Annotated in this window: 15 protein-coding genes and 1 riboswitch; of the genes, 12 read left to right on the forward strand and 3 right to left on the reverse strand. The window is 70.2% G+C overall.

All coding sequences use genetic code 11. The annotated features are described in order from the left end of the window. Positions 1-1,185: HNH endonuclease signature motif containing protein (locus G5C66_RS06840; protein WP_165110230.1), on the forward strand; the 1,185-nt coding region annotated here is incomplete at its 5' end. Between the two features lie 356 nt (positions 1,186-1,541). Next, a complete protein-coding gene (locus G5C66_RS06845) occupies positions 1,542-2,363 on the forward strand; it encodes a phosphotransferase enzyme family protein (protein ID WP_165110231.1) in 822 nt (273 codons plus the stop codon). A 4-nt stretch (positions 2,364-2,367) separates the two neighbouring features. On the opposite strand, the gene ppk2 is transcribed toward G5C66_RS06845, so the two are convergent. Continuing rightward, on the reverse strand, positions 2,368-3,258 hold the full coding sequence (gene ppk2, locus G5C66_RS06850; protein ID WP_165110232.1) for a polyphosphate kinase 2: 891 nt from the start codon (positions 3,256-3,258) through the stop codon (positions 2,368-2,370). A gap of 108 nt (positions 3,259-3,366) precedes the next feature. Between ppk2 and G5C66_RS06855 the strand changes: the two genes are divergently transcribed. Genes G5C66_RS06855 through G5C66_RS06870 form a run of 4 tightly spaced genes read left to right on the forward strand, consistent with a single transcriptional unit; the run spans position 3,367 to position 7,771 of the window. Continuing rightward, on the forward strand, positions 3,367-4,560 hold the full coding sequence (locus tag G5C66_RS06855; RefSeq protein ID WP_165110233.1) for a cysteine desulfurase family protein: 1,194 nt from the start codon (positions 3,367-3,369) through the stop codon (positions 4,558-4,560). Beyond that, positions 4,557-5,657, forward strand: coding sequence for a tRNA 2-thiouridine(34) synthase MnmA (gene mnmA / locus G5C66_RS06860; protein ID WP_165110234.1), 1,101 nt, complete (start codon positions 4,557-4,559; stop codon positions 5,655-5,657). The genes G5C66_RS06855 and mnmA overlap by 4 nt, the downstream gene beginning before the upstream one ends. Beyond that, positions 5,654-6,652 carry a uroporphyrinogen decarboxylase/cobalamine-independent methonine synthase family protein gene (locus G5C66_RS06865; protein ID WP_165110235.1) on the forward strand — a complete coding sequence of 333 codons (999 nt, stop codon included), beginning with the start codon at positions 5,654-5,656 and terminating at the stop codon, positions 6,650-6,652. Before mnmA ends, G5C66_RS06865 begins: the two co-directional genes overlap by 4 nt. 9 nt (positions 6,653-6,661) lie before the next feature. Next, entirely contained in the window at positions 6,662-7,771 is a 1,110-nt protein-coding gene (locus G5C66_RS06870; RefSeq protein WP_165110236.1) for a hypothetical protein, read from the forward strand. A 6-nt stretch (positions 7,772-7,777) separates the two neighbouring features. Here the strand turns inward: G5C66_RS06870 and G5C66_RS06875 are convergent, their stop codons facing one another. Beyond that, positions 7,778-9,262 (reverse strand): hypothetical protein, encoded by a 1,485-nt coding sequence (locus G5C66_RS06875; protein ID WP_165110237.1) that lies wholly within the window; start codon positions 9,260-9,262, stop codon positions 7,778-7,780. Positions 9,263-9,499: 237 nt separating this feature from the next. Between G5C66_RS06875 and ligA the strand changes: the two genes are divergently transcribed. The 6 genes from ligA to G5C66_RS06905 all read left to right on the forward strand — a co-directional run bounded on the left by ligA (position 9,500) and on the right by G5C66_RS06905 (position 16,126). Next, complete coding sequence (gene ligA / locus G5C66_RS06880) at positions 9,500-11,614, forward strand: NAD-dependent DNA ligase LigA (protein ID WP_206443833.1); 2,115 nt, start codon at positions 9,500-9,502, stop codon at positions 11,612-11,614. 18 nt (positions 11,615-11,632) lie between these two features. Next, positions 11,633-11,875, forward strand: coding sequence for a hypothetical protein (locus tag G5C66_RS06885; RefSeq protein WP_206443816.1), 243 nt, complete (start codon positions 11,633-11,635; stop codon positions 11,873-11,875). Between the two features lie 78 nt (positions 11,876-11,953). Next, positions 11,954-12,253, forward strand: coding sequence for an Asp-tRNA(Asn)/Glu-tRNA(Gln) amidotransferase subunit GatC (gatC, locus tag G5C66_RS06890; RefSeq protein WP_165110239.1), 300 nt, complete (start codon positions 11,954-11,956; stop codon positions 12,251-12,253). After that, the gene (gatA, locus tag G5C66_RS06895; protein ID WP_165110240.1) at positions 12,250-13,746 is read left to right on the forward strand and encodes an Asp-tRNA(Asn)/Glu-tRNA(Gln) amidotransferase subunit GatA; all 1,497 of its coding nucleotides are present in this window, start codon (positions 12,250-12,252) and stop codon (positions 13,744-13,746) included. The genes gatC and gatA overlap by 4 nt, the downstream gene beginning before the upstream one ends. After that, entirely contained in the window at positions 13,743-15,236 is a 1,494-nt protein-coding gene (gene gatB / locus G5C66_RS06900) for an Asp-tRNA(Asn)/Glu-tRNA(Gln) amidotransferase subunit GatB (protein WP_165110241.1), read from the forward strand. The genes gatA and gatB overlap by 4 nt, the downstream gene beginning before the upstream one ends. Positions 15,237-15,376: 140 nt before the next feature. Beyond that, on the forward strand, positions 15,377-16,126 hold the full coding sequence (locus G5C66_RS06905) for an NYN domain-containing protein (RefSeq protein ID WP_165110242.1): 750 nt from the start codon (positions 15,377-15,379) through the stop codon (positions 16,124-16,126). Between the two features lie 7 nt (positions 16,127-16,133). Here the strand turns inward: G5C66_RS06905 and G5C66_RS06910 are convergent, their stop codons facing one another. Beyond that, entirely contained in the window at positions 16,134-16,799 is a 666-nt protein-coding gene (locus G5C66_RS06910) for a glycoside hydrolase family 19 protein (RefSeq protein ID WP_165110243.1), read from the reverse strand. A gap of 67 nt (positions 16,800-16,866) precedes the next feature. Then, a riboswitch (cobalamin riboswitch) is annotated at positions 16,867-16,989 on the forward strand. Positions 16,990-16,997 lie beyond the last annotated feature (8 nt).

Consider the following 16,997-nt stretch of genomic DNA (forward strand, 5'->3'; position numbering starts at 1 on the left):
TCCTCCGTCCAAGACCTGCTCGCCACCGACCCCGCCTATTGGCGGACCGGGCAGAAGAAAGACCTCCTCGAACGGCTCGAGAAGCTGCAGGCCCAACAGGCCGCGTTGAAGCTCCGAGTGCTCGCGTCGGCCGGTGATATCGCCGAGGAGACCGGGGCCAAGGACGCCTCGGGGTGGCTGCGGACAGAGTTGCTGGTCGACAAGGCGGTCGCGCGTTCGCAGGTCAAGCTGGCGGCTGGGATCGCGAAGTACGACCTCGTCGCCGATGGCCTGGCTGAAGGTGTGGTGTCGCAGGACAAGGCCAGGGTGATCACCAAGGCGCTCGATGCGATCGAGGCCGATCCCGCCGCTAGTGGCGAGGACCTGGTTTTGGCGGAGAAGCTGCTGGTCGACTACGCCACCCGGCTGACCGCGAACGAGCTCAAGATCGTCGGGAGACGGATCCTGGTCGAGATCGACCCCGAGCGGTTCGAACAGGCCGAGGCCAAAGCCTTGCAGCGGGAGGAGGAGCGGGCGCAGCGGCGCACCTTCTTCCAATCCCGGGACAACGGCGACGGCACCATCGACATCCACGCCCGGGTCTCCCGCGCCATCGGGGTCCGGCTCCGCACCATCCTGGACTCGCTCGCGCAGCCGCGGAAGCTCTCGGCTGAAGACAAGGGCGTCAAGGCCCCGTATGACCGGTTGCTGGGCCAGGCGTTCGCCCGGGTGGTCGAGACCTACGACGTCGACCAGTTGCCCCGCCACGGCGGTTATGGCACGACGGTGTTCATCACCATGACCCTGGACCAGTTGCGTGCCGACCTCGGCACCGCAGCCCTCGGGTTCGACGGGGAGCAGATCACCGCCGCCGAAGCCCGCCGGATGGCCTGCAACGCCGACCTCGTCCCGGTTGTCCTCGGAACGGACTCCGAGATCCTCGACTTCGGTCGCACGGCCCGGTTGGCGCATCCGATCCAGCACCGAGCACTGCGGTTACGTGACAAGTGCTGCCAGGCCGAGGACTGTGATGCCCCCGCAGCCTGGACCGAGGCGCATCATCTGAAACCGTGGTCTGAAGGCGGAAGGACCGACCTGGTGAACATGGTGCTGTTGTGTTCGCGTGACCATCGTCGGATCCACGACCCCAACTACGGCTACGAGCGGCTCCCGGATGGTCGGATCCGGTTCATCCGGCGTACCTGAGGTACTGAGGGCATTGGCTCGTCCCTTGTGAAGGATTCACAAGGTGTCATCGTCTAGTAAAAGCCCGAGGAGACACGTCTGCCTGCCCGGAGCACTGGCCCGGGTCCCCAAGCCCGTGCCCAACCCGGATTCTGCTGCGCCATACTGCCGCCGCCGACCCGATAGCCAGCCAAATCTTCTCGGCGGAGCCCGGTGTCCAGGATCGCCGAAGGCGGCCGGCGAAGCCGGCGGGCCGGAGGCCCGTCCTTGACTCCGGGGTTCGTCGAGAACACCCTCCGTAACGGGTCGGCGGCCACCAGCCATCGAGATCGAGCACCACGACACCCGACCCACAGCCCACCTGCTTGACTGCCACCATGACCGACACCCAGACCCCGAGTACGCCGATCAGCATGCTCTGGGAGTCGGCAGACCCACACGCCGCCCTGACCGAACGCTTCCGCTTCACCTCAACATCCGACGCGAACGCCTGGCTACGAGACACCCTGGCCGAGCACTGGGGACTGAGGGTCGAAGCCTGCGAACGGCTGGTGATCAGCGACGCCAACTGCCTGGCGTGGATCACCGTCGACGACGGCCGGATGATGATCGCGAAGTGGTCGATGGAGCCGCGGCTGTTCGGGCGGTTGGCAGCGATCGCGAGGCTCACCGGCTGGCTGGGGGAGCGGGGGATACCTGTCTCGATGCCGCATCCGGCTCGGGACGGCAGGGTCCAGGTGGAGGTCGACGGGTTCTCGATCGGGCTTCAGCGGGTGATCGACGGCGAACTGCTCGACATCGCTGACGCAGCGCAGGTGGAGGCTGCGGGGGAGATGCTCGCACGGATGCACACGGAGATGGCGAGCTATCCGGAGCAGATCCCCACGGACGAGCCGCCGGCGCCGGGGACCCAGCTGGTCGGCAACGACTTCCGGTCGGCCAACATCCTCTGGGTGGACGGCGGGATCGTGGCGGTCCTGGATCTGGAGGAGGCGACGTACCGCAGGCGGGTGGACGACCTCGCGCAGGCGGCGGTCCTCCTCGGGACGCGCTACCACGACTGGCGCCCGACGCCGGTCGAGGTGCGGGCGGCGTTCGTCGCGGCGTACGAGCGGGTTCTTCCTCTGGAGGAGGACGAGGCCGGTGCGCTCGACGACATCGTCGAGGCGCACCTTGCCCACATCCCGTGGCCGGCGTGATCGGTCAGTCGCCGACGGCGTCGATGCCGCGCTGGACGATCAGGGGGTCGGGGGTGCCGACGATCTCGGGGTCCTTGTCGTCGTAGTCGTGGTTGGCGAGGAAGTAGCGCATCGCGTTGAGGCGGGCGCGCTTCTTGTCGTTGGACTTGATGGTGGTCCAGGGTGCCCAGTCGGTGTCGGTGCGGCGGAACATCTCCTCCTTGGCGGCGGTGTAGGAGTCCCACTTGTCCAGCGACTGCACGTCGATCGGGGAGAGCTTCCACTGCCGCACCGGGTCGATCTGGCGGATGATGAAGCGGGTCCGCTGCTCGGAGCGGGCGACCGAGAACCAGAACTTCGTGAGCGTGATGCCCGAGTCGACGAGCATCTGCTCGAAGAGCGGCACCTGGTGCATGAACTGCTCGTACTGGTCGTCGGTGGCGAAGCCCATGACGCGCTCGACGCCGGCGCGGTTGTACCAGGACCGGTCGAACAGGACCATCTCACCGGCGGTGGGCAGATGCTGGACGTAGCGCTGGAAGAACCACTGCTGCGACTCCCGGTCTGACGGCTTCGACAGGGCCACGGTGCGGGCGTAGCGGGGGTTGAGGTGCTCCATGAACCGCTTGATCGTGCCACCCTTGCCGGCGGCGTCCCGGCCCTCGAAGATCAGCACGTGCTTGCCGCCCACGCGGTCGTTCCAGCGCTGGAACTTCAGCAGCTCGACCTGGAGGAGGTACTTCTGCTCGTCGTAGACCTCGCGGGCGATCCGCTCGGAGTAGGGATAGTTCTCCCGCCAGGTGTCGACGGCCTTGCCGGCCGGGTCCAGGAGCACCGGATCGTCATCGTGGTCCTCGCCGATGGTGTGGCCTTCGGTGATCAGGTTGTCGATGTACTCACGGAATCCCTGGGACATGGCTCGAACCTAAAGATCTGAGGTGAACGCCAGGTTGCGCAGCAAGCCATCCGGACCGTCGGCCGCGGTTCGTGGGGTCGGCCGGGTGCGCCGTACCCTTGGTAGACGATGAACCCCCGGACCGTCTATCTGGACCACGCCGCCACCACTCCCATGGCCTCGGCGGCGATCGAGGCGATGACCGCGGAGCTGGCACTGGTCGGCAACGCGAGCTCGCTGCACGCATCGGGCCGCCGCGCCCGCCGGGTGCTCGAGGAGTCCCGGGAACGGATCGCGGCCGCGCTCGGCTCCCGGCCGGGCGAGGTCGTCTTCACCTCCGGCGGCACCGAGGCCGACAACCTGGCCCTCAAGGGCGCCTTCTGGGCGCGCCGTGGCCAGGACCCCGCCCGCACCCGGATCCTGACGACCACCGTCGAGCACCACGCCGTGCTCGACCCGCTGCAGTGGCTGGAGACGACCGAGGGCGCCCACGTCGAGCTCGTCCCGTGCGACGAGACCGGCCGGGTCGACCTCGCCGCGATGAAGGAGGCCATCGAGCGCGACCCCGCCTCGGTCGCGGTGATCTCGGTGATGTGGGCCAACAACGAGGTCGGCACGCTGCAGCCCGTGACGGAGGTCGCCGAGATGGCCGCCGCCCACGGCATCCCGGTCCACACCGACGCCGTCCAGGCGGTCGGCGCGGTGCCGGTCGACTTCGCGACCAGCGGCGTCGACGCGCTCTCCCTGACCGGCCACAAGCTCGGCGGCCCGGTGGGCGCCGGTGCGCTGGTCGTGCGCCGCGAGCTCGAGCTGACCGCGCTCGTCCACGGTGGCGGCCAGGAGCGAGACGTACGCAGCGGCACCCACGCGACCGCGGCCATCGCCGGCTTCGCTGCGGCCGTCGAGCTCGCGGTCAAGGAGCAGGAGGCGTACGCGACCAGGGTCGGCGCGCTGCGCGACCGGCTGGTCGAGCAGGTGCTGGCGGCGGTGCCGGACTCCCACCTCAACGGTCCGCCGCTGCAGCCGCTGGGTCGCCACCGGCTGCCCAACAACGCCCAGATCGCCTTCCCGGGATGCGAGGGCGACTCGCTGCTGATGCTGCTCGACGCCGCCGGGGTCGAGTGCTCGACCGGTGCGGCCTGCTCGGCCGGCGTACCTCAGGCCTCTCACGTGCTCCTCGCCATGGGCCAGTCCGACGAGCAGGCGCGCTCCTCGCTGCGCTTCTCGCTCGGCCACACCACGACGGACGAGGACGTGGACCGGCTCGTCGCGGCGATCGGTCCGGCCGTCGAGCGCGGCCGCGCGGCAGGACTCCAGCGATGAGAGTAGTAGCCGCCATGTCCGGGGGCGTGGACTCCGCCGTCGCCGCCGCGCGCGCCAAGGAGGCCGGCCACGACGTCACCGGCGTCCACCTGGCGCTCTCCCGCAACCCGGCGTCCTACCGCTCCGGCGCGCGCGGGTGCTGCACGATCGAGGACGCCAACGACGCCCGCCGTGCCGCCGACGTGATCGGCATCCCGTTCTACGTCTGGGACCTCTCCGACCGCTTCCACGAGGACGTGGTCGAGGACTTCATGTCGGAGTACGCCGAGGGCCGCACCCCCAACCCGTGCCTGCGCTGCAACGAGAAGATCAAGTTCGCCGCTGTGCTCGACCGGGCGCTCGCGCTCGGCTTCGACGCGGTCGCGACCGGCCACTACGCGACGCTCCGTGAGGACGCCGACGGGCTGGTCGAGCTGCACCGTGCCGTCGACGGTGGCAAGGACCAGTCCTACGTGCTCGGCGTCCTCGACCAGGACCAGCTGCGCCACTCGCTGTTCCCGCTCGGCGACACCCCGAAGCCGCAGGTACGCGAGGAGGCGGCCCGCCGGGGCCTGCTCGTCGCCGACAAGCCCGACTCCCACGACATCTGCTTCGTCGCCGACGGCGACAACGCCGGCTGGCTCCGCGAGAAGCTGGGTGACCGCGCCCCCAACGAGTCCGGGCCGATCGTCGACGAGTCCGGTGAGGTGCTGGGCGAGCACCAGGGGACGTACGCCTACACGATCGGGCAGCGCAAGGGCCTCCGCCTCGGCAAGCCCGCGCCCGACGGCAAGCCTCGGTTCGTGCTCGACATCGAGCCGGTCTCCGGCACCGTCACCGTGGGACCTCGTGAGCACCTCGCCGTCGACGGTCTCTCCGGGATCCGGCCGCGCTGGGCCGGGCGGGCGCCCGAGGGCGTCCTGGAGGGCACCGTCCAGCTGCGCGCCCACGGCGACGAGCACCGCGCGCGGGTGACCGTGACCGGCGACGACGTCGAGATCGAGCTGCTCGACCCCGCCTACGGCATCGCGCCGGGCCAGGCCGCGGTGATCTACGACGGCACCCGTGTCGTCGGGTCGGCCACGATCTCCTCGACCCGTCGGGCGGCTCTCACGTGAGGGCGACCGGAGTCGGGTCGCTGCCGGGCGAGGACTACGCAGAGGCCTGCCGCATCGTGCTCGGCGAGCTCCAGGATCTCCCGCACCTGCCCGAGCTGCCCGCACGCGGCGCGATCGCGAACATGACCGGCCGGGCGCTGGCCGTCCTCGACGGCCTCGACGCCGACCTGCAGCCGGCGGGCTGGCGGCTGACCGGCACCTCCGGTTCTGCCGGCGTCGACCATCGCCGCGCCCGCAGCCTGCTCGCCCAGGACCTCGACACCGTCGAGGAGCTGGTCCAGGACTCTCCGCTCACCTCCGGCGGCGGCGCGTTCAAGATCCAGGTCGCCGGACCGTGGACCCTGGCCGCCACCGTCGAGCGCCCGCGCGGCGACAAGCTGCTCGCCGACCACGGAGCCCGGCGCGATCTCGCGCAGGCGCTGGCCGAGGGCGTACGCACCCACGTCCGAGACGTACGCCGCCGCCTCCCCGGCGCGGACACCCTGGTCGTCCAGGTCGACGAGCCAGCGCTGAGCGCCGTGCTCAACGCCCAGGTGCCGACCGCCTCGGGCTTCGGCAAGCACCGCAGCATCGACCTCCCCGAGGCCTCCCAGTCGCTGGAGTGGGTGCTCGGCGCGATCGCCGACGAGGGTGCGATCCCGTGGGTGCACTCGTGCGCGCCCGGGACACCGCTCGGCCTGCTCCGCAAGGCCGGCGCGAAGGGGATCAGCGTCGACCTGACCCAGCTCGCCGCTGCCGACCACGACGACCTGGCCACGGCCCTGGAAGCCGGCGACACGGTCGCGCTGGGCGTGGTTCCCTCGGTCGATCCGGCCGGCACCACGCCCACCGACAAGACGGTCACCGAGACCGTGGAACGCTGGCTCGACATGCTCGGGCTCGATGCGGCGTACGACCTCGTGCTGACGCCCGCGTGCGGTCTCGCCGGTGCCGACTGGCGCTGGGCCCGCACCGTCCTGCGCATCCTCACCGAAAGCGCCCGTCACCTGGCGTAGATTCCCTCCATGCGACGACGGGGGATGGCACTGTTGGCGGCGGCTCTTCTGCTCGCCGGCTGCGGGAGCAGCGCGACCGAGGCGGATGACGGGTCCGGCGACAAGGCCAGCGACAAGCCCGAGCCGGCGCCGTCGGTGAGCATCGACCCGGCCGACCTGAAGCCCGGCAACCGGCCCGCGACCCCGGAGGCGCTGGCGGCGATCACGCTCCAGCACGTACGCATCGTGCCGGAGGCCTTCGACGGCGGCGACCTCTACTTCGAGCAGGATGAGGTAGGCACCGTGCTCGTGTGGGGAGCCGACCACACGCTCGAGGTCAAGGCCGGCCCGGTCGACGACGACCTGCTCTCGACCTGGTGCCACGACGGGATGTCGGGCTGTGCGGAGGTGAAGGGCGACACCGGCACCGCCACCGTCGCGTGGGACCTGGCCACCGACGACGGCACTCCCGGCCAGCTGATGGTCTCCCACAAGGCCGGGGGAGAGGAGCGCCGGGCGGCCTACGTCGGCGAGAAGATCACCGAGGACCCGCGCAAGCTCGATCTGGAGGTGAGCGTGGACGACCTCGTCGCCCTCGTCACCGACCCGCGGCTCGGCACGAAGACGACCACGGAGATGACGAAGGCGCAGGTCGACGGCTTCCCCTCCGAGGGCGCCAACGGCGCCGGCGAGGTCCCGCTGACCGCCGGCGCGATCGCGGCGGGGCTGCTCGAGACCAAGGCGTACGCCGACATCGACTCGTTCGAGAAGGCCGACGTCGCTGACTACGGCAAGGGCGCCTTCGGCGTCGTCGGCACCCGACCCGACGGCAGCACCGTCACCGCGATCCACGCCCCGAACCTGCCCGCCGAAGCGCGGAAGTGCGCGAAGACGCTCACCTGCTCCAAGGGCGACACCGACGGCTACGACGGCTGGACCGAGGGCTCGGCAGAGACCGTCCGCTGCCACGAGGCGCAGGGGGACAGTCACGCCTTCTGCGCGGTCGTACGTCAGCAGGCGCCGGCGCCGTTCCCCGGCGACGACCTCGACCCGGTCCTCTCCGCCCTCGAGGCCGGGCTGGAGGCACTGTGGCCGACCGTTCCGGCTGAGACCGCGCGCCGGGGTGAGTCGCTGCTCTGACCGCCCTCAGCGTCCGGCGACCCGCTGGCCCTCGTAGGCCTGGGCTCGCTGGCTCGGCGGAGCGAACGACTCCGGTGGACGGGGCTGGCGGTGGGTGGGCTGCTGCGGAGCCGCGTGCTGCGGTTCCCGATGCTGCGGTGCTGCGTGCTGGGGCACCGCGTGCTGGGGCACCGGTTGACGGCGGCTGGGCTGTCGCGGGCCGGGCTGACGCCGGATCGACTGTTGGTCCTCGGGGAGCCGGCGGGGGAGCGGCGTCTCGTGCTGGGGCTGAGGTTGCCGACGGGGCTGGGGCTGCTGGCGAGCGTGGGCCGAGTAGGGATCCGACGCGTGCCGCGGGTCCGCGGGATAGCGCGGCGGCGCCTGGGCGTAGCCGGGCTCGTCCCATTCCTGGTCGCGCTTGCGGCGTCCGGCGAGCATGGCGACCGCGGCACCCACGAGGCCGAGGACGATCATCGCGGCGACGATGATCCAGGTGAGCGGACCGACCCCGCTCTCCTCGGTCGGCGTGGCCGTCTTGACGGTGCTCGTCGCCGCCGGTGCGCAGCTGCTCTCGGCGCACTCGCCGTCGCTGGGCGTGCCGGTGACGACGAACCTGATCCCGCGGTTCACCGACCCCTGGAAGGTCAAGGTGTGCTTGCCGAGGCCGATGTCCTTGGGCAGTCGGCCGGACCACTTGGCGACGCCGTGGCCGTTGGCCTTCACGCTGGTGGAGAGGACCAGCGGGGTCGAGTAGACGACGACCCTGATGCCGGTCTCGTTGGGCTTGAAACCGGAGGCCTGGGCGTGGATCACCTCGTCGGCGTCGACGGAGACGTCGTCGAGACCGGTGAGGGTCAGGCCCCTGGTCGTCGGCGGCTCCTCGGGCGCGGTCCACGGCTTCTTGGGGGCCTTGCCCTTCGGCTTGTCGCCGTCGCCACCGGCCTCTTCGCCGGAGTCGCCGCCCGCGGGCCGGCCCGAGGACGTACCGCCGCCGGAGCCCGATCCCGAGCCCGCGCCGGAGCCCGAGCCGTCCGAGGACCCGGTGTCGTCCGAGGGCTCCTCCGGGGTCGGCGAGCTGCTGGGCTCGGAGAGCGCCTCGAAGTCGAAGGGCACGCCCACCGCCCGGGAGTCGGAGGAGTCGTAGACGTCGTGCCCTTCGGCCCGCATCGTCATGATCTGGTAGTCCGTGCCGGGGTCGAGCCGGGCAACCTGCGCGGCGTCGAGGGTGAACTCGTAGGTCCAGTCATCAGGGTCGGCGGGATCGATCACGACCGACTTGATGAAGGTGTTCCTCGTGCCCGACCCGCGGTAGCCGACCGGGTTGAGCGCGATCTCGATGCCGGGATCCCGGCCGGTGTAGTCGGTGCCGTGGACGCGGAGCACCACGCCGTCCTTCGACTGCTCGACGATCGACACCTCGACCTCGGCGTCGGAGAAGACGCTCCCCAGACCGAGGGCGTACGTCGCACTGACCGGGGCCAGCAGAAGCGCGAGCGCCGTCAACAGCGTCACCACGAGCCGAGAAAACACCGCAGACCTCACAAGGCGGTCACTTGGGGGCAAGGTGTCGGCCCGCCTCTCCCGACGCGGGTGGAAGGTAGCCTGCTTTACCTGCGATCGTGAGACGCGTCACCCAGGTGTTGATCGGTTGCGTCGATATTGAGGGCGTTGAGAGTCGTTTGGGCTGGTGAAACGCCGAAAACGCCCGGGAGGGTATGCGGGCGCAAAATGTCGGCGGGACCGGGCAAGATGGTGCCTGTGAACGATGACGTGACCGCGGCGGGCCCTGAGCAGAAGAACGAGCACCAGGAGCTCGCCGAGCAGATCGAGGATGCTCGCTACCGCTACTTCGTGCTCGACGACCCGACGCTCTCCGACGCCGACTACGACCAGAAGTGGCGACGGATCAACGAGCTCGAGGAGCAGTTCCCCGAGCTGCGCACGCCCGACTCGCCGACCCAGAAGGTCGGCGGCACGTTCTCGACGGAGTTCACCGCGGTCGACCACCTGCAGCGGATGGAGTCGCTCGACAACGTCTTCTCGTTCGAGGAGCTCGCCGGCTGGCACGCCCGGATCGCCAAGGACGGGGCCGGCCAGGCCGAGCTGCTGTGCGAGCTCAAGGTCGACGGTCTCGCGATCAACCTGCTCTACGAGAAGGGCCGCCTGGTCCGGGCGCTGACCCGTGGCGACGGCCGCACCGGTGAGGACGTCACTCCGAACGTACGCACCATCAAGTCGATCCCGCACCGGCTCACCGGCACCGACGATTTCCCGGTGCCCGACCTGGTCGAGGTGCGGGGCGAGGTCTTCTTGTCCATCGAGGCCTTCGACAAGCTCAACGCCTCCCTGGTCGACGCGGGCAAGCCGATGTTCGCCAACCCGCGCAACTCCGCCGCGGGGTCGCTGCGCCAGAAGGACCCGCGGGTGACCGCGACCCGCGAGCTCGGCATGGTCTGCCACGGCATCGGGGCCCGGGAGGGCTTCCAGCCGGTCGCCCAGTCGCATGCGTACGACGCCCTCAAGGCGTGGGGCCTGCCCACCTCCAACCGGGTCAAGGTGCTCAAGACGCTCGAGGAGGTCGAGGAGTTCATCAACTACTTCGGCGAGCACCGCCACGACGTCACCGAGCACGAGATCGACGGTGTCGTCATCAAGGTCGACGACATCTCGCTGCAGCGCCGGCTCGGCTCCACCAGCCGCGCGCCGCGCTGGGCGATCGCCTACAAGTACCCGCCCGAGGAGGTCAACGCCAAGCTGCTCGCCATCGACGTCGGCGTCGGCCGCACCGGCCGGGTCACCCCCTTCGGTGTCATGGAGCCCACCAAGGTCGCGGGCTCGACCGTCGAGCGCGCGACGCTGCACAACGCCCACGAGGTCAAGCGCAAGGACGTACGTCCCGGCGACACGATCATCCTCCGCAAGGCCGGCGACGTGATCCCCGAGATCCTCGGCCCGGTGCTGCCGCTGCGACCCGAGGGACTGCCCGAGTGGGTGATGCCGACCGAGTGTCCCGCGTGCGGAACGACGCTCGCCGAGCAGAAGGAGGGCGACAAGGACCTGCGTTGTCCCAACCACCGCGGCTGTCCGGCGCAGGTGCGCGAGCGGGTCTTCTTCGCCGCCGGACGCGGCGCCTTCGACATCGAGGGGATGGGCTACGAGGCGGCCGACGCGCTGCTCGCCAACGACGTGATCACCAACGAGGGCGACATCTTCGACCTCGACGAGGCCAAGCTCGCGACCACCACGTTCTTCACCCGCACGGCGAAGAAGGCGGAGAAGGAGGCCGGGGCGGGCGAGCGCGTGCTCAACGCCAACGCCCTCGGCCTGCTCGCCAACCTCCAGGAGCGCAAGCGGGTCCCGCTGTGGCGGGTGCTGGTCGCGCTCTCCATCCGCCACGTCGGCCCGTCCGCGGCCCGCGCGCTGGCCACCGAGTTCGGCTCGCTCGACGCCATCTGGGCGGCGTCCCAGGAGGAGCTCGCCGCCACCGAGGGCGTCGGCGGGATCATCGCCGAGGCGATCGTCGAGTGGCGCCAGGTCGACTGGCACCAGGAGATCGTCGACAAGTGGCGCGCGGCCGGGGTGTCCCTCGCCGACGAGCGCGACGAGTCGGTGGCCCGCACGCTCGAGGGCCTGACCGTCGTCGTCACCGGGTCGCTGGAGGACTTCTCCCGCGACGGCGCCAAGGAGGCGATCATCAGCCGGGGCGGCAAGGCGGCCGGCTCGGTCTCCAAGAAGACCGACTACGTCGTGGTCGGCGACAACGCCGGTTCCAAGGCCGCCAAGGCCGAGGAGCTGGGCCTGCCGATCCTGGACGAGGCGGCGTTCAAGATCCTGCTGGAGAGCGGCCCGACTGGACTCGGCTAGAAAATACCCTCCAATAGTGTGGCGTCGTGCTCGACGCCCTTCCCCCCGCTTCTCACGGTCGCCGCGGTCGTCCTGGTCCCGGCGACCGTGCTGCTGTTCACGATCCGCACGCCGCGAACCGGCTCGCTCTCCTGGGACGTACGCGGTCTGGTGGCGTGGGCGCTCACCATCGACGTCGGCCTGCTGTATCTGACGTACGTCGGCCCACGCAGGCCGACCGACAAGCCGTCCCGGGGTGGCGGACCGAACAAGGTGCAGTAGGCGATCGCTCGACCCGATCTGCTCACCTGGGGCGTTACCGACGTGAGAGTTGGGGCCGGTGACACCTAGGATGTGCGCATGCCAGAAATCACCCGCGACGAGGTCGCGCACCTGGCCGACCTCGCCCGCATCGACCTCAGCGACGCCGAGCTCGATCACCTTGCCCCGCAGCTGCAGGTGATCCTCGAGTCCGTCGCCTCGATCCAGGGGCTTGCCGGCGACGACGTGCCTGCCACCTCCCACCCGCTCCCGCTCACCAACGTCTTCCGTGAGGACGTCGTCGTGCCCGGCCTGACGCCAGAGCAGGCGCTCTCCGGGGCGCCTGCCGTCGAGGAGCAGCGATTCTCGGTGCCGCGGATTCTGGGGGACGAGCAGTGAGCGATCTGATCCTGAAGACGGCCGCGGAGCTGGCCGACGCGCTCGCCGCCGGCGAGACCACCTCGGTCGAGCTGACCCAGGCCCACCTCGACCGCATCGCGGCGGTCGACGGCGACGTCCACGCCTTCCTGCACATCGACGCCGAGGGTGCGCTGTCCCAGGCCGCCGCCTCCGACGCGCGCCGTGCCAACGGCGATGCGCTGCATGCTCTCGACGGCGTACCGATCGCGGTCAAGGACGTGCTGACCACCATCGGTCTGCCGACGACCTGCGGCTCCAAGATCCTCGAGGGCTGGATCCCGCCCTACGACGCGACCGTGGTCAAGAAGATCAAGAACGCCGGTCTGCCGATCCTGGGCAAGACCAACATGGACGAGTTCGCGATGGGCTCCTCGACCGAGCACTCGGCCTACGGCCCCACGAAGAACCCGTGGAAGCTCGACCGGATCCCCGGCGGCTCCGGCGGTGGCTCGGCCGCCGCCGTCGCCGCCTTCGAGGCGCCGCTCGCACTCGGCACCGACACCGGTGGCTCGATCCGCCAGCCGGGTGCCGTCACCGGCACCGTCGGTGTGAAGCCGACCTACGGCTCCGTGTCCCGCTACGGCCTGGTCGCCCTGGCCAACTCGCTCGACCAGGTCGGTCCGGTGACCCGCACCGTCCTCGACTCGGCGCTCCTGCACGAGCTCATCGGTGGTCACGACCCGCTCGACTCCACCTCCACCACGGCTCCGGTCACCGGGCTCGTCGACGCCGCCCGTGCGGGCGCGACCGGCGACCTGAAGGGTCTCAAGGTCGGCGTCATCAAGGAGCTCGCGGGCGAGGGCTGGGCCCCGGACGTGATGCGCAAGTTCAACGAGTCGGTCGACCTGCTCACCAAGCTCGGTGCCGACGTCGTCGAGGTCTCGACCCCGAGCTTCGAGCACGCGATGGCGGCCTACTACCTGATCCTGCCGGCGGAGTGCTCCTCCAACCTGGCCAAGTTCGACGCCATGCGTTACGGCCTGCGGGTCACCCCCGACGGCGACCCGAGCGCCGAGGACGTCATGAAGGCCTCGCGCGACGCCGGTTTCGGCGACGAGGTCAAGCGCCGGATCATCCTCGGCACCTACGCGCTGAGCAGTGGCTACTACGACGCCTACTACGGTCAGGCGCAGAAGATCCGCACCCTGATCATCGAGGACTTCAACAAGGCCTTCGAGCAGGTCGACGTGCTGGTCTCGCCGACGTCGCCGTCCACCGCGTTCCCGCTGGGTGCCAAGCTCGACGACCCGCTGGCCATGTACATGCAGGACCTGGCCACCATCCCGGCCAACCTGGCCGGCACGCCCGGCATCTCCATCCCGGCCGGGGTCTCCGACGTGGACGGGCTGCCCGTCGGCGTACAGCTCCTGGCGCCGGTCCTGGAGGACGCCCGTCTCTACCGCGTCGGTGCCGCCCTCGAGGGCGCCATCGGTCCGGTGCTCTCGATCGACAAGCTGGAGGTGGCCCGATGACCGAGACACTCGTTCCGTTCGACGAGGTGCTGGAGCGCTACGACCCGGCGATGGGCCTCGAGGTTCACGTCGAGCTCAACACCAACACCAAGATGTTCTGCGGCTGCCCGGCGACGTTCGGCGGCGAGCCCAACTCGCAGGTGTGCCCGACCTGCCTCGGCCTGCCCGGCTCGATGCCGGTCGTGAACGCCAAGGCGGTGGAGTCGGCGATCCGGATCGGCCTGGCGCTCAACGGCAAGATCGCGGAGTGGTGCCGGTTCGCCCGGAAGAACTACTTCTACCCGGACATGCCGAAGAACTTCCAGACCTCGCAGTACGACGAGCCGATCGTCTACGACGGCTACCTCGACGTCGAGGTCGAGGGGGAGACCTTCCGGGTCGAGATCGAGCGCGCCCACATGGAGGAGGACACCGGCAAGACCACCCACATCGGTGGCTCGACCGGACGCATCCACGGCGCCGACTACTCGCTGGTCGACTACAACCGCGCCGGCATCCCCTTGATCGAGATCGTCACGCGCCCGATCCTCGGCACCGGTGCCAAGGCGCCGCTGGTGGCGAAGGCCTACGTCGCCGCGCTGCGCGAGATCCTGCTGGGTCTGGGTGTCTCGGACGTACGCATGGACCAGGGCTCGATGCGCTGCGACGTGAACCTGTCGCTGTCCCCGAAGGGCGCCGACAAGCTCGGCACCCGCACCGAGACGAAGAACGTGAACTCGCTGCGCTCGGTCGAGCGGGCCGTACGCTTCGAGATGTCGCGCCACGCCGCGATCCTCGACGCGGGGGAGGCGATCTTCCAGGAGACCCGCCACTTCCACGAGGACACCGGCACCACCTCGGCCGGCCGGCCGAAGTCGGACGCCGACGACTACCGCTACTTCCCGGAGCCCGACCTGGTCCCGGTCGCGCCGAGCCGCGAGTGGGTCGAGGAGCTGCGCGGCACGCTTCCCGAGCCGCCCGCCGAGAAGCGGGCCCGGCTGCAGGCCGAGTGGGGCTACTCCGACCTGGAGATGCGGGACGTGTGGGCCGCCGGCGCGCTGACGCTGATCGAGGCGACCGTCGCCGAGGGCGCCTCCGCCCAGGCCGCCCGCAAGTGGTGGATGGCCGAGCTCTCCCGGGCCGCCAACGACCGCGGCGTCGAGCTGGCCGAGGTCGGGGTCACCCCGGCCCAGGTCGCCGAGGTGCAGAAGCTGGTCGACGGCGGCTCGCTGACCGACAAGCTCGCCCGCCAGGTCTTCGAGGGCCTGCTCGCCGGTGAGGGCTCGGTCGCCGAGATCGTCGACGCCCGCGGCCTCGCCGTGGTCTCCGACGACGGCGCCCTCGGCGAGGCCGTCGACGAGGCCATCGCCGCCCAGCCCGCGGTCGCGGACAAGATCCGCGGCGGCAACCAGGCCGCGGCCGGTGCGCTCATCGGTGCGGTCATGAAGGCGACCGGTGGCAAGGCCGACGCCAAGCGTGTCCGCGAGCTGATCCTGGAGAAGCTCGCCTGACGTAGCGACTGTGTTGGTCTCGACACGCTCGGCCGCAGGCGGCCTCCCGGCTCGACCAGCGTTCGCTGGTCGAGCCGCCGGAGCCGCTAGGCGAAGGCGTGTCGAGACCAACACATTCCTGTTCCTGCCACACTGATCCGGTGACCGAACCCTTCCGCATCGCCCTGCTCATCGACGCCGACAACGCGCCCGCCGCGAAGATCGACGCGATCCTGAACGACCTGGCCGAGTACGGCGAGGTGACGATCCGCCGGGCGTACGGGAACTGGACGAAGTCCGAGCTCAAGGGGTGGATCGAGGAGCTGCACGACGCGGCCATCCGGCCGATGCAGCAGTTCGACCTGACCGCCCACAAGAACGCCTCCGACATGGCGCTCGCGATCGACGCCGTCGAGCTGCTGCACGCGGCGATCCCGGATGCGTTCGCGCTGGTCTCCTCCGACTCCGACTTCACCCCGCTGGTGCACTACCTGCGGGAGAAGGGGCGCGCGGTCTACGGCTACGGCCGCGAGAAGACGCCTGCGCCGTTCAAGAGCGCGTGCACCCGGTTCACCGTGGTCGAGAAGCTCGGCGACTCCGAGGAGGAAGCCGACACCGAGGCCGGCGCCGCCCTCGCCCGCAAGCCGTCCTCGGCGACCACCGGCCCGGCGCTCAAGCGCAACGCCCGGCTGATCCAGCTGCTGCGCAACTCCATCGCCGCGGCCGCCGACGACGACGGCTGGGCCCTGGTCGGCACGGTCGTCTCCCGCATCCGTAACCAGTCCTCGGAGGACCCGCGCAACTACGGCTACGCCACCTGGACCAAGCTCATCAAGGCGATCGACCTCTTCGAGCTCAAGGACGAGGGCACCTCGGCGATCGCGGTCAGCGACAAGCGCACCAAGAAGTGACGTACGGCTAGGGTGCGTCCGCGGTGCGGTCCTGGTCGTCTGCCTTCTTGGGCTTCGGCCGGGTGCAGTCGATCCCCCGGGGGACGGAGCCGTTGAGATGCTCGAGTGCGGCCTTGAAGTCGCGGCAGCGCTCGGCGTCCTCCTCCTTGTCGTAGGGATAGCCGATCGCTGCGTTGACCTTGCCCATCTCCAGGGCGTCTGCGAGCGGGTTGATGTCGCGGGCGACGGTCCAGTACCACCGCGAGATCGGCGCGCTGTGGTCCAGCGAGCGGGCCAGCTCGGGGCGGCGGCGCAGGTCGATCCCGAAGTACGCGCCGGCGTCGGTGTAGTTGGCTTCGCCGGTCAGCTGGATGTAGCCGCGGCCGGCGTACTTCCGTTTGTCGTGCGGTCCCTTGGCATCGTGGTGGAAGGAGCTCTCGTTGGCGAGGGTGGTCAGATAGGCCGCCTGCCGGTAGGGGGTCGTGATCCGGGCGTCGGACATGGCGCGGTTGAGCGTCGGCAGCCCGGTCTCGACGGTCTTCTTGTTCCCGACCTTGTCGCCGAACATGGCGACCAGATCGGCGTACGTGACCGAGGTCCGAGCCGGTGCCGCGACGGCTGTCGTGGCCGGGCAGAGGGAAAGAAGGGTGGCCGAGATCGATACTGCGACAAGGCCGAGAATCCTGTGGCGCATGGGGACAGAGTGACTGCTCGACGTCGATCCGGCAAGCAGGGCGTACGCGTCATAAGATGGCCCCCTCTCAATCAACACACGCCGTGGTGGGGGAAGCCGGTCGAATCCCGGCGCTGACCCGCAACCGTAGGCCCAGGACACCGAGGTGGCCTGAGCGAGCCGGAGCACCCGCCGACGGACGCGTACTGACCTGACGCT

It is taken from the genome of Nocardioides turkmenicus, assembly GCF_011045035.1.
Classification (GTDB): domain Bacteria; phylum Actinomycetota; class Actinomycetes; order Propionibacteriales; family Nocardioidaceae; genus Nocardioides; species Nocardioides turkmenicus.

What these genes read in the sequence shown, in the direction of transcription:
- G5C66_RS06845 (WP_165110231.1), top strand. Translation starts at nt 1,542, where the DNA reads ATGACCGACACCCAGACCCCGAGTACGCCGATCAGCATGCTCTGGGAG.
- ppk2 (WP_165110232.1), bottom strand. Translation starts at nt 3,258, where the DNA reads ATGTCCCAGGGATTCCGTGAGTACATCGACAACCTGATCACCGAAGGC.
- G5C66_RS06855 (WP_165110233.1), top strand. Translation starts at nt 3,367, where the DNA reads ATGAACCCCCGGACCGTCTATCTGGACCACGCCGCCACCACTCCCATG.
- mnmA (WP_165110234.1), top strand. Translation starts at nt 4,557, where the DNA reads ATGAGAGTAGTAGCCGCCATGTCCGGGGGCGTGGACTCCGCCGTCGCC.
- G5C66_RS06870 (WP_165110236.1), top strand. Translation starts at nt 6,662, where the DNA reads ATGCGACGACGGGGGATGGCACTGTTGGCGGCGGCTCTTCTGCTCGCC.
- ligA (WP_206443833.1), top strand. Translation starts at nt 9,500, where the DNA reads ATGGTGCCTGTGAACGATGACGTGACCGCGGCGGGCCCTGAGCAGAAG.
- gatC (WP_165110239.1), top strand. Translation starts at nt 11,954, where the DNA reads ATGCCAGAAATCACCCGCGACGAGGTCGCGCACCTGGCCGACCTCGCC.
- gatB (WP_165110241.1), top strand. Translation starts at nt 13,743, where the DNA reads ATGACCGAGACACTCGTTCCGTTCGACGAGGTGCTGGAGCGCTACGAC.
- G5C66_RS06910 (WP_165110243.1), bottom strand. Translation starts at nt 16,799, where the DNA reads ATGCGCCACAGGATTCTCGGCCTTGTCGCAGTATCGATCTCGGCCACC.